Genomic DNA, 13,478 nt, shown 5'->3' on the forward strand with positions numbered 1-13,478 from the left:
CCTCTCCCCGGAACTACTTTTTCTTCTTCCCGTTGTCCGGCCCGGAATCGTCGTCAAAGCCGAGGATCTTCAGGTCAAGCCACTTGGCGAGGAAGTCGTCCACCTCGGAGACCTGCTGGGCCGCCTTGTCCTTGGCCCCCCCCATGGTGGAGGACTGTTCGATCATCTTGCTGTTCTCCGCGACGCTCCCCGCGCCGGAGAGGGAGCCGAGGCTCACCGCCCCCTCGGAGCCGCCGGGCAGGCCAATGGACTGGCCACCAGCGGTGATGTTCTCGGCGTGTGCGACCGCCGTTGCGCCAAGGACGATCTTGCCCCCCGCAATCCCGGCTTCGCCCGCGTCAATGATCCCTTTGGGAGCGAAGAGGTAGATGTCGCCCGGTTTCGGAACGGGCAGATCCCCACCCGGAACCGTATTGGGATCGTAGGTGGTCGCGCGGATACCGCTGCCGACCGCAGGAGGAACGAACTTGGTGACCGTGCGGCAGTTCCCGAAGCTGTCGCAAACAGTGGTGGAGGTTGAGCCGCGATTGGAGACGGCGCTCTTGGATCCGCGTCCGGCGTTGATGTCCCCGGTGTCGGTCCATTCGGTAAGGTCTCCGCCGAAGAAGGTCATGATCCTGGATTCATTGACGTCGATGTCTCCATACGCGAAGACGTTGATCGCCCCCCCAGCAGTCGAAAAGATTCCCGTCGCCTTGTTGCTTTGGTTGGAGGAGCCTCCCTGGTTAAGTGCCGTCCGGCCCACTTCGATTTTTCCGCCGGCGATGATGTTGAGGTTCTCGGTCCCTGCCGAAGTGCTGATGCTGGAATAGACCATGTTTATGTTGCCGCTTCCTGCCTTAGCACCTTCGAAGATCGGGTTGATGAGTCTAGTACGAGCGTCTTCGACAACCGCCTGGGCGCCAGCGACATCGCCCTGGGCCAGCAGGGTGCTGTAGGACACCCCAGCCGAGCGGAGATCGTTGAAGAAGGTGTCGACATTCCCGATCTTGGCTATATCCGAAATCCCGGCCACTACGGTCACGTTGCTCCCTTGCGACGGCAGGTAGTAATTGTCCTGGGCCCCCACCTCCTGGATGCCGTTGGAGTTGCCGAGATTGATCGAGCCTCCCGCTGCAATCTGCAGGTCCCCCGGTCCCGCATGGTAGAAACCGGAGGGGCCGGAACCGTTGTTGCGGGCTGCGACGCCGGTGATATCGCCACCGGCGCTGACGGTGGTCGCGTCGGTTACGTTGTTGTTCTGGGTCTGGATGTAGAAATTGGAGATATCGCCGCCGACGTTGATCGTCGCCTGCTTGGGCAGGACCACCTGGAGCATGTCGAGGTTCCCGCCCGCGTTGATGGTCACCTTGCTGTCATCACCCAGGTGCAGGGACCGATATGCCCCGTCGGCAAAGGTGCCCCCGTGTGCGTTCTCGAAATCACTTGACGTGCTTGGGTACTTGATAGCGGAGGAGGTGACGTAGTAGTCCGACGGGGACTGGTCGGACATCTGCAGGGTCACCCATACGCCGGTATCCGTAACCGCTTCCTCGCCCAAGAGACTGCCACGGGCGTTGAGGGTCAGGTTCCCGGTACTGCTCGGGGCCAGGTTGATGCTGCGGAAAAGGGTGACGTTCCCTCCCGATTCCAGATCCACCGTGGATGGAAAATGTTCGGGATAAGAGTTGGAGGCGTTGGGAGCGTTGAAATAGGCCTGCCCGATGATGGAGAGGTCGCCGTTCAGCGCCACCAGGCTCAACTGGGTGTTCGGCGCGTAGGTCGACGCCCACCTCGTGCTCCCCAGGGTGTACTCGTCGGCCTGGGTCGGGTTCATGACCGTCCCCAGGTAGAGATTCCCCTGGGCATCGGCTCGGAACTGGCGGACGCTGCTCCCGGCGTTTCTGCCATCGAGTTCGATCACCGGCTCCATGAGGAATTGATCGTTGTAGGCGCGGTAGCTCCCGTTTATGGTCCACGCGGGGCGCAGGCCGATGTTCCCCAGGGCGTTCAGTTCGCCGTTCCCCTGACTCACCAGGAAACGTCCGAAGGCGTCCCTTCCGGCCATCACCCGCAGGTTGCCCACCCCGAAAGCTCCGGCTTGGGCGGCGAAATCGCGGCCGGCAACGACGTCTACGTTGCCGCCACCCATGGCCGCGATCCCCTGGGTAAAGTTGAAGTCCTTGGTGGCCGAAGCGGCGTAGTTGGCACTCCAGTAATAGGTTCCCGACTGGGTGGTGACGGCGTCCCAGGTATTGAAGGTCGCAGCCTTTGCCGGCTCCTGGACCAGGCTCACGTCCTGGCCGGTAACGATCCTGATGTCGCCGCCACCGGTGTAGCTCCAGTACTCGGTGGAGTTGGCACTGGGCGCGGTACCGGCGGTGCGGATGGCACCGTAACCGGTGCTGCCGCTGTCGGAGAATTGGATCGACTTGCCGACGGTGAGATCGATGTCACCGGTGGCGGTCTGGATCACGCCGCCGTTGATCAGGAGGTTCCCCCCGATGCCTCCCTCGACGTTACCGCTGTAGCTGCCGACCGAGGTGTACATGCTGTTGACGGCGTAGGTCGTTTTCTGGGCGCTGTTGAGGACCGTGTCGCCGGAGGAGGCAAAGCGGACCGGTCCCCCCTCGCTGTACACCATTGCTCCGCTGCCGATAGTCAGGGTGCTCGTCTGGGCAGAATTGACGGCCAGAAGATCGGCGGCGCCGAGATCGGCCCCGGCGACCAGGGTGATCCCCCAAGATTGCTGCCCTGCCCCAGTGGTGATTTTGCCGGAGGGATGATCGACCAGGTTGCCGTTGATGGAGAGGTTGCCCGCCGCGCGGATGGTGAGGGCCCCGGGGGCGCCGGCGTACCGGCTCGTGGTAAGATCCCACCCCTGGGAAAGGGTGATATCGCCCGTGCCGGTGATCTCCACCCCCGGACGTACCTGGAACTGCTGCGGGCTCCACCCCGTACCGGACAAATTGGTGAGTAGGTTACTCCCAATCTTGCCGGCATTTGCGAAAGGTACCGGATCGGACGAGCTACCGAGGTAGCTGCTGTTGTCGTTGTTTATCGTCGTTATCAGCGCGTTATTGATGGTGCTGGTATTGGCATAGACCTGGAAAAGCTCGGCGTCGATCTGGGATGCGCCGTTCACCGTCCCGGCCAATTTCAGGTTCGCCGGCCCGGAGGCGGTGGCATCGGAGCCGGAGCGCTGGGCGCGAAAATAGACCGTTCCCCCGCTCCCCCCGGCAGCGCCGGAGACGTCGAGGGTTCCCCCCTGCAGGGCAAGCACCCCCGTCTCACTGTTGAGCGCGACCGATCCTCCCGCGGAGCCGGCCCCCGTCGCGGCGGCGTCCACGGTGCCGGTTACCGTGAGGTTGTGCTGCGCCGCGACCTGGACCGTCCCCCCAGTCCCGTCATAATTGCGGGCCTGCACCATTCCCTGTAGCAGAATGTTCCCGGCAGCGGCATCATCGGCTTCCAGTCGCACCTTCGAGGCCGCGAGGGTAGCGTTGGTTCCCAGGGTGAGGTCCCCGTGGGCTACCCTGACGTCCACGCTTCGGCTGAAGCCACCGGAGGCGAGAATCCCGGCCAGGTGGGTAAGGTCGTTGCTCCCGTTTCTTCCGTCCAGGCTCCCGGCCTTCAGCGTGAACGAGCCCCCCTGGTACGGCATGAGGTCGGAGAGGTTCTTTGCATCCAGAGCGCCGTTGAGGGCGCCGTTGAGGGTGCCGGCGGCGATGGTCACCTCGTTGGCGGCGGCAAGGGAGACGCTCCCGGCGTCTTCCTTTACGCTGGAAACATCGATGAGGGATCCGCCGGCAAGGGTGACACCACCGGCCGCAGACGCATCGAGGGTCACCGTACCGCCGGGGGTGTAGACATACGGGTCGGCGCCGTTGCTTTGCGTTTTCACCGCCGCCCCACGGGCCAGGATCTGAGCACCGCCGTTCACGACGATGCCGTCGCTGCCAGTGGCGATCAGGGCGATGTTCCCCGAGGCGATGTCGATGACGCCGGAATCGACGATGCCGCTCCCCTTGAGGGTCAGGGTACCGCCCACCGAGGCGCTGGTCCCCGCTGCCCCCTGGGCGTCAATGCTGATCTTGGCGCCCGCGTCGAGCTCGACGTTGGACACCCGGTAGGTGGGATTGGTCGCGTTATCGGAGTAGGGAGCCATGGTCACCACCGCCGAGGTCAGGTTCATCGCGCCGGGGGTGGCGACGGCTCCGGTTCCCTCAAAGATGATGGCGTGTTTCGCGGTAAGCGAAACGGAACCGAAATCGGCAAGAGCGATCCCGGTCGTCTGGGAACTGGCCTGGTTGCCGACGTCGAAAAATACGTCAGTCGCGTTCACGGTGAGCGTCTTGGCGGCATCGGCAGTCCCGGCGCCTCCGGCGGTAGATCCGCTGTTGCGCAGGGTCACCGTGGTGGCGGTAAGGTTGGCACTCCCCTGCCCCCGGACTGTCCCCGCATCGAGGGTAAGGGTGCCGGCGGCGGCAAGGTTCACGTTCGCCCCCAGGACCAGGTCGGACCCGGCGGCATAGGTGGCGTTGAGGAACGAGCCCGATCCGCCCCCCCAAATTCTCTCAGGGACATAGAGGATACTGGCGGCGTCCGGCTCGCCTTGGCTGTAGTTGTCACCGACAAGGTAGAGTTTGTCGGTCCCCCGGATGCTGAGGTCGCCATGGTCCACCTTGAAGGTCCCCTCGTAGTCCATCGTCTTGGCAGTGATGCTCACCGAATTTGAGGCGTGAAGGGCGACGCCGCTTTGGGCGGTAAATTTGCCGGGAGCGGAGCTGCTGCCGGCGCCGTTACTGCCGGTGGTGACCGTGATCGATCCGGAGGTCGTGTTGCCGATCGCGTTGATGGTAGCCCCGCTTTCCAAGGTGACGGATTGGGAGGCAGCCAGAGTAATCGAAGGAACGGTCAGCACCGCCCCCGCCTTCACCGTCAGGTCGGTGGTGCCGGCCAGAGAGCCGAGGGTGAGTTCCGCCAACCCCTGTCCGGAAACCGAGGCGGCGTTGAGGGTCAGCCCGCTGTTTGTGAGCGGGGCTTGGAAATCGACGTCGCTTATGGTATTCGAGCCGCTCCCGGCGAGAACGGTTACCGTCTTCGCGGAAAGCGACAGGCTGCCGCCCTGGTATCCCGGGAGGTAACCGGTGGCGACGGTGCCGTTGAGAAGGGCTGCGGTGGTACTGGCAATGGAGATGGAACCGGCGTCACCGGCAGCGATCTGCTTGATGTCGAAGTGCCCTTGCTGCAGTACGTCCGCCCCACGCCGAAGCGAGTAGCCGGTGTAGTAGGGAGCGGTCACTCCGGTCCCGGTAACGGTGGAGTAACCCGCGACCACCTGGTACCCCTGTTGGGTGATAGCGGTATCCCCCGAGCTCATCGGAGTTGTCAGCCTGGAGACAAAGATGGCACCCGGAACGAAACCATACTGCTCGGCGGGAAGCAGCGAATATACCCCCGCCTTCAGCCCGAGGCTGCGGTCTCCCTGGAGGTAGACGCTGTTCCCGGGGAGCACGACCGAGTTGTCGGGAAGGATGACGTAGGCACCGGCTAGGGGGTTGTTTGACCCCTGGGCGTCGGCAGTGAAGAGGTAGGTGAATATCGAACCGCCGCCGGAGGCGTCAACGGTCGATCCGTGGGCAGTCACCACCTCCTTGCCGTTGATGGTGATGGTTTTCGAGGGAGCCGAAGAGACCGCAACGTCGCCTTTGCCATCGGAGGCGTTCCTAGTCCAGATCAGGTCCTGGTCCAGGCTCCCGATGTTAACCGCCGCGCTACCCGCCGTGGTGACGACGCTTCCGTCCGCCAGCGAGATCCGCCCTCTCGCGGCGGAGTCCTTGGGGGGTAACGCCTCAAGGGTGATCGTCCCCAGGGGTGCCGCAACGTACCCCTTGAGGTCGATGCCACCGAGGTCGGCCTTGATGGTGAGATTGCCGAATGCGGAATAGATGGTCCCGGACGGTTTTTCCCCGGGCAGGATGGAGATGGTCCCAGCGTCGGACTCGATGGTGAAATCGGACTGGGACGTAGGGTAGATGCGGGACGCGGTCAACACCAGGTCTCCGCTCGTCCGCAGCAGCCCCACCTTCGTCTCTGTAAAACCGAAGAGGGTTTGGGCTGGGTAATCTTTAGCGGTCAGGATCATGTCTTTCTTTGCGGCAAGAGAAACTGCTCCAAACCCGGAGAACAGTACGCTCCCCGTTACGTCGATAAAGGTGGCCGGGTCTGATTTTCCTATCGAGAAAGTGGCGGTACCGGACTGGGGCGCAACGGAGGAGGGATAGAAGCTATTTTTTACAGTAACCCACGGGGCGGAAAAATCGATGGACTGGGTTCCAGCCCCAACGATCAGGGGGGCGTCGAGGGTGATGTGACGGCCGACGCTGACCGAGGTGTCCCCATCGAAGGCAAGGGCATAGTTGCTCTGGAAGGCGAGCGCGTCGAAACCATCGGCGACGTATTTGGCCGCGTCGGCCCCGGATACGGTGAGAGCGGCTTGGGTATTGGCCCGGGAAATGGTCAGCGTGCCCCCCTGCAGCCCGGAAAGCGTCCCGTGCGCGGCAAGAGCTCCCGCCAGGTTGGCTGGATCGTCGTTCAGATCGCTCAGGGATTTCATGTAGGTAAGCGAAACGCTGCCGGGCTGGCTCGCCACGGTAACCGTGGCGATGCTTCCGTCTTGCCTGGTGTAGCGGTACGGGGCAGGGTCCGAGCCGGATACGTCGAGCCGGGCATTGGGTCCCAGGACGATTTCACCCAAGGTATTATCGGTTGCTACCGGGGCGGCGGTCAGCGAGATGCTACCGCCGGCCAATGCCGTGTAACCGGCCGGCTGCCCATCCACCAGGGTAGTGATCGGTTTGTCGTACCCACGTGCCAGCAGGCTGCCGGTTACGGATAGCTTGCCGTCGCCGGTACTGGCGTCGCCGAAGTAGCTGAGGGTGGCGGCGATGCTGCCGGCCGGGGCGGAGACGGTCCCGGCCACTGAGATGTTGGGGGCCGTGAGGGAAACGCTACCACCGGGTGCCGTGACGATCGCCGCATCGGCGGGGATGTCGACCTTGGCGGCATTGTTGCCGCTTACGGTGACGTTTGACTGAATGCTGCTGACCGCGGGAACCAGCCCGGCGGCCATCGAGATCGACGAGGCCCCGATCAGGTCGGAGGTCACCCCGGTGATGGAGAGGTTGGGAGCGCTGGCCGGGCTCGGGGCGGCAAGCTTGGCGTTGGACGGGGCAAGGGTGACCCCGGCCTCTACCATGACGTCGCCGTAGCTTTTGAGCGAAAGGTTGCTGATGCCGGTCGGCGCCAAGGCGTCGGCCGACAGGGTGAAGCCCTGGCGCAGGTCGTTGGGGAGGACGGTAGTGGCATTGAAGCCTTCGGGAAGGCTGGGGCCGCCGGGGCCCACCACGACCTGGGAGCTGGTCACGTTGAGCGTCCCACCCTTGTTACCGGAAAGCGACAGCGCCTGGAGCGTGCCGTCAAGGAAGACGTTGGGGCCGGTGACATTGATCGTCCCCGCGTCGCCGCCGGTGATCTTGCCGTTGCCGCCGATCCGGTACCCGCCGTCGACGTTGATGGTGGCCCCCCCCTGTACCAGGACGCCGACCCCGTTGGTGGTATTGTCGGAGATGGTGACCGTTCCCCCGTTGAGGTTGCCGGTCCACACGTTGAGGCCTCCGGCCTGGGAGTTGTCGATCCGGTCTCCGGACACGTCGATCTTGCTCCCGGCAGCAAGGAACACATGTTCGACCGGAAGCGGCACGTACATATCCTGGTAGTACGCCGTGCTGGCACCGGTTGAATTATCGGCGCCGATCAGGGTAACCGCGCCTCCCGGAACGACAATCTGCCCCAACACGTCAATGCTGCGAGCGGCCAAGGTCACCGAAGCACCGGAGGTCGTGGTGGAAGTGCCGCTGGCAAACGAGGGCAAGGCCAGCTTGGCATTAGCGTCTACCGTGATCTTGGTATTGGCCCCGATGGTGAGCGTGCTGAGTCCGGCCTGATTCAAAAGCCCCGCCGACAGGATGGTCTTTCCCTGCATTTCCTGCGGGAGGGAGTCACCGGCGGCAAAGGTGGTCGGGAGGGTGGTCGACGCACCGGTGATCTCGACCTCGCCGACCATGAAGTCATCGAAGCTGCCGGCTTCTTTATACCTGAGTATGTTGGGCTGCGTGCCGATCGTGAGGCTACCGCCTTGGGGCTGGGTATCCCACAAGGCGGCGGTGGCGCCGGCCGAGTTGGTCGGATTGGAGGCCAGGTTCTGGTAGGGGCCGCGGGTAGCCGAGGCATTGAGGGCGCCGTCGAGCACGACCTGCCGGGCAAGCAGCGTCGCGGCACCGGCATTGGCGCCCTGCTTGTAGCCTGGCGCATAATCGTTGAGCGCCGTCCCCCCCCCCAGGTACAGCCCCGTATAAGTGGTGCTGACCCCGTACTTGGAGTGGGTTTCCGTCTGCTGCCCCAGGATGCCGCTGTAGGAGAGCCACTCGGAAGCGTTGCTGATGTCGTAGACGGTGTTACCGGAGACGAGCTTGGTGGTCAGGGCCGGGCCGGGCTGGTAGGAGTACCCCCCACCCGCAACATTCAGGGTCGCCCCCTGCTTCACCACGATTTCCTGGGTAGTGTACTGATTGGTCACGCTCTTGTTGATGTACCCAAGGAAGATGCTTCCGCCCTGGACGCTTTTTTCCATGGCTGTCAGGCTCGGAGTGTACGAGTCGGAGACGTTACCGATGCTGGAGCCTTGGGAGACGTTGACGTTGACCGTGCTTCCCTGGAGGGCCCCCCCCTTCTGGCCATAGTCATCGCGCAACTGGATCGAGTTCAATTGGGCTTGGGCGAGGGCGAAGCTCGATGGTTCGGTGACCCAGAGCCCGCTTACGTCGACGCTGCTCCCGGTGTCGAGGAAGATGCGTTGCGAAGCAGCCACAGTGATGATCCCAGACGGGGCCACGACATGGCCCTGGATATCGATCTCTTTGGCGGGAAAGGAGTTTACCGGGGCGTCGCTTTGCGTACGGTAGTTGAAACCTCCCAGGGTGATCTGTCCCGGCTGGTAGGCAAAGGACGGGTCGGCGGTTTCGGCCGAGGAGGAAATGGGGCACGACGTAACGCTCCCCGGCCCAAGGGTGAGGGTGTCGCTGGCGAGCAGCTCGATGATCCCCCCGGTCTTGACCGAGGTGGTCGCCTGGACGAGTCCGTTTTGGGTGACGGTTTTGCCGTACATCCCGATGACCCCATAGTCCGCGATGATTTTGCCGGTCTCGGTATTTTCCGCATCTCCTCCCGTCTTCCCGAGGTACGGAATCAGGTTCCCCTGCACGTTTCCCGAGAGGAGATTGTGATCGTTGACGTCGGGGATGATGAGGTCGAAATAGGTCGGGATTTTGTCCTCGCCAAGGAGCAGGTTATCGTTGTAGTTGAACGAACTCTTCAGGATCTGGTACGGGTCCTTCCCGGTGGTCTGCGGGGTCACCGGATAGCTCGTTTCCGGAAGAACCGAGGCGAGCCCGATCATGCCCGAGGGGGCGGTGATGGTGCCGCTGTTCATCACCACCGGGCCGACCAGATAGACGGAGCCGCCGACCTTGGTGGCAATGGTCCCCATGTTGACCACCTGCGCGGTCTGACTGGAGCCGGACAGCGCCGTCACCGGATTGGCTGGGTCGTAGCTCTGGTAGGACTCGCCGGTGAAACGGAGCCGGTTCAAAAAGAAGTCGGCGTTGCTGATGTTGAAGGTGGAGGCGACCAGGGATGCGGCATTGACCGTGGAGTTGGGTCCGAAGATGATGCCGTTCTGGTTGATCAGGTAGATCTTTCCGTCCGCCTTGAGGCTGCCGTAGATGAGGCTCGGGTTGGCGTCATAGATGCGGTTCAGCGCGGTCCAGCTCGACTGGGCTTTTCCAGTATTGTCTTTCTGGCTGAAATAGACCGCTGCAGCGGCGCCGATGTTGAACTTGTCCCAGTCGATGACGACACTCTGGGTGCTCTGGTTCACCGTCATCTGGTTGGTGGAGTTGTCCTGGGTGATCTGGTACCCGGACCCCTGCCAGCTGTTGCCGCGCGGCACCGGGAGGGCGTTGGTGACCAGCGAGGGCAGCGGCACCGCCGCGTGGAACCCGGGAATGACGCCGGTGGCGCCAGCTGCGTAGGTGAGAGCTGGAGAAACCAGCGTGTCGAGCAGGACCAGCAAGGCGACTGACTTTCTGAGCATCACGAAACCCTTTTCATTGCCCCCGGGGCACAAAGGCCAACAGGAAGCAGTACTCCCCCCTTTGCGAAGGGGGGCTGGGGGGGGATTTGATTTTGAGGCTCTCGGTTCTAACTCTCTTAAGCTCAAAACCTTAGAGGCATCCCCCTAAATCCCCCTTCGCAAAGGGGGACTTCAAACCATTGTCTTCAAGAGGATGCTGATCTAGAACTGGTACTTCACCTTGAAGTAACCGCGGCTGTCCCCCCGTTTCTCGACGGCGGTCTCCTCCAGGGCGAAGGCCCAGTCGAGCTCGAATTCGAGATCCTTGAAAAGGAAGCCGCGGATCCCGAAGCCGGTCCCCTGGAGATCGGCGAGGGGGATCTGTCCCGGCAGCGGTTGCAGGGTCCAAAGCAGCGCACAGTCGAAGAAGAGATAGGGGACGATGGAGAACCGCTCCCCGAGGCCGAACTTCGGTGCCAAGTCGGGGGCCGAAAGCTCCGCAGTGGCGTGGAAGGCGCTGTCCCCGGTGAATTCCGATTCCAAGAACCCGCGCACGTTCTCCATGCCGCCGGCGGCGTACTGTTCGCTGAAGACCAGCGGCTGGTCCGCAATCTGCCCGTCCAACTTCAGGAAAAACCCCATCCCCGCCGGCAGTTGCTGACGCCGGTCTACACCTAAAGTCGCAATGACATAGTTCCCCCGGGCCTGGTAGCGCACCGCCTCGAAGTCTTCCGGGGTGGCGGCCAGCACTCCCCGAAAGGAGGCTGCCAAGGTGGCGTTGAAGGTCGTGAGTCCGTGGGTATCCGGGAGGGACCCGTTGTAGGCGACGGTGAACGGGAGGTACTCGGGAATCTTTATATCCGCCGTCCCATGCTGCCGGGTCTCCTGGCTCAGGTTCTTGTAATCCACCCCGAGAGTGGCGGTGTGGTTGTAGGACCCGTACGGGGGGAGACGTTTGATGTAGCGCCCCCCGATGATCGCCCCTTTGCCGAGGGAGTGGAACCCCTCGCCGAAGGCGGTGTCGCTGTTGGAGCTCACCCCGTAGATGAGGATGGTGTCGTCCCAATTCCAGGGGGCCGGCAGTGCGTAGGAGCCGGAGAAGACTTCGACCTGGCTCGGATCCTGCGGAGCGGTCTGGTACTGGGCCGAAAGGGAGTGTTCGCGGTGCCAGAGGTTGTCGTAGTGCAGCGCGCCGTTGAGGCGCAGCGGCTTGGTGTTGGGGCTGTTGCGGTTACTGAGCTCGACGCTGCCGTGGAAGGGGCTCAGATCATCGGCCTTGAGATCCACGTCCACGGTCCCGGGGGTCTTCCCCGGAGCCATCGACGGAACCACCTTGAGGTCCGGATTGCGGTTGACCCTCCCGATGTCCTCCTGGACCCCGGGGACGAAAAGGACGCTCCCCGGTGCCAGCGAAGGGAGCTTGTCGAGGATCTGGGCGGTGGTGAAGTACTTGTTGCCGGTGATCCGGGTCGCCCCGATGGTGCTCTCGATCACCTGCAGCCGGATGTCCCCGCTTTCGGCGCTCTGTTCCGGCACGTTCACCAGTACCGCCGGATATCCCTGATCGTGATAGAAGCGCTCCACGGTTTCCCGCGCCTTCTCCACGTCGGCGGCGGTGCGCTCGTTGCCGGCGATGTCGTCGATGAGTTCGGCAAGGCGGTCGCCGGCAAAAAGGGTGTTTCCTTCGAATCGGAAAGAATTGATTTCGAAGGTAGGTTCCGGTTCGACCGGTGGCGACGCCTCCCGCCCCGGAACGGCGACATCTCCGGCGGCCGGAGCGGCCGATTCCTTTTCGGTGCCGGTCGGGGCAGCGCCGCTGCTTGAGGCGGCGCCGGCTGGTGTCGTTGCTAACAGATATGCGGCAAAACCGGCCCAAAGGCCCACGCTGATAAACCGTCTCAAAAGAATCCGCTCCCGATCATTTCTGTGTGGCACTCCGGCCTTCCGGCGCCCCGCCGTCGGCCGCAGCACCGTTTGCCGCCGCGACGCCGACGGCGTCACGCTTGCCCTGCCCCTTCCTCTCCTTGCCGGACTGCACCCTCCCTACCTCGACCGCGCAGCGCAGGACCTCCCCGCCAAAGGGGTGGCCGTAGTCGACGGTGAAGTACTGGTCGTCCACGGTCGTGATCTTTCCCGCCATGGCGCCGGTCCGTACCAGCGTGCCCGGTAACGGATGCGTTTCCATGCGGTAGTGGTCACCCTGGTCGGTGATGGTCACCCTGCCGAAGGGGCGATCCGCTTCAGATGCGGCCGAATCCAGGGTGATGGTCACCTCCGCCTCGTTCACGGCGGTCACCTTACCGGCAAGCGTGGCATCGAGGCGGAACGGGTCCCCGACCTTCGGGTCGTTCTGGCTGCGTGTCTTGTAAAGGGCAATCGGGATCCTGAGTTCCTTCGGCTGGTCCACCACCCGGCCCAGACGGACAGTGTGATCGTTGCCGGGAGTGACCGGAAGCCGCTCCGCGGTGACGGCCAGCTCCACGGTGGCTCCTTCCGGCAGGCCAACCAGCTTCTGGGCGATACCCTCGGCCACCGCCGCCTCGAAGGACTTCCGTCGATGACTTCCTTCGCTGTCGTTGCCTACCTTCACGGTGAGCGGGTCGGTCCGGAGCCGCTTCACGAAGAGCCGGGACTTCGGCGTGTCGGAGTCGCTGACCTCGGCGCGGGTGGTCACCGCAACGGCTCCGTCGTCCTGCCGGCAGGTGAAATGAAGCGCTACCTCGTCACCGGTCTGCACCTGCCGCGGTGCGGCACACCCAACAAGGGAAAGGGTCAAGATCGAACCGGCGATGGCAACGGGAAATACCGTGCCGATATATTTATTCATGGGGATCTCCTCGTAAGGGGCCGGTGCGCAACAAGCACGGCACCATAACCCCGACGTGTAACAGCCAAGCTACAGGGCGATTAAAAGTGGATGCCAAATAGCAGGGCAGTATTTCCCCCTATTTAGTTAATAAGGAAGGGCTCAAAGCTAACCAGCTCCCCCGCCCGCTACCTTCCGCCCGCTCGGCCACGCCTCGTGTAAAAATCCCCATCAAATCCCCCCTGCCCCCCTTCTCAAAGGGGGGAACGTAATGAAACCACGAGACCTCGCTCCCAAGGTCCACCTTGGGAACGTAATGAGATTCAAAGCTCCAGCTTTGTAAAGAGGATTAGCGAAGCTGGAGCTTCCAAAACCTGAACGTTCCCAAGCTGGAGCTTGGGAACGAGATGCACTTTGAATCCCCCCCTTCGCAGAGGGGGGTACGCATGGAACCATTTCTTCGGGGACCACCGGAAATATTCACCATGAATTAATCAA

The 13,478-nt window shown here is 63.0% G+C and carries 3 protein-coding genes; all 3 read right to left on the minus strand.

Annotation, left to right across the window (positions count from 1 at the left end; all coding sequences use genetic code 11):
- Window positions 1-13: 13 nt before the first annotated feature.
- The gene (locus JFN93_RS06180; protein WP_199383122.1) at window positions 14-10,195 is read right to left on the minus strand and encodes a filamentous haemagglutinin family protein; all 10,182 of its coding nucleotides are present in this window, start codon (window positions 10,193-10,195) and stop codon (window positions 14-16) included.
- Between the two features lie 201 nt (window positions 10,196-10,396).
- A complete protein-coding gene (locus tag JFN93_RS06185; RefSeq protein ID WP_199383123.1) occupies window positions 10,397-12,076 on the minus strand; it encodes a ShlB/FhaC/HecB family hemolysin secretion/activation protein in 1,680 nt (559 codons plus the stop codon).
- A gap of 16 nt (window positions 12,077-12,092) precedes the next feature.
- A complete protein-coding gene (locus JFN93_RS06190) occupies window positions 12,093-13,001 on the minus strand; it encodes a peptidylprolyl isomerase (RefSeq protein ID WP_199383124.1) in 909 nt (302 codons plus the stop codon).
- Window positions 13,002-13,478 lie beyond the last annotated feature (477 nt).

Source organism: Geomesophilobacter sediminis (assembly GCF_016458275.1).
GTDB lineage: Bacteria > Desulfobacterota > Desulfuromonadia > Geobacterales > Geobacteraceae > Geomesophilobacter > Geomesophilobacter sediminis.

Excerpts from the sequence above, each read along its gene's own strand:
- JFN93_RS06190 (WP_199383124.1), bottom strand. The coding sequence starts at position 13,001 with ATGAATAAATATATCGGCACGGTATTTCCCGTTGCCATCGCCGGTTCG.
- JFN93_RS06180 (WP_199383122.1), bottom strand. The coding sequence starts at position 10,195 with ATGCTCAGAAAGTCAGTCGCCTTGCTGGTCCTGCTCGACACGCTGGTT.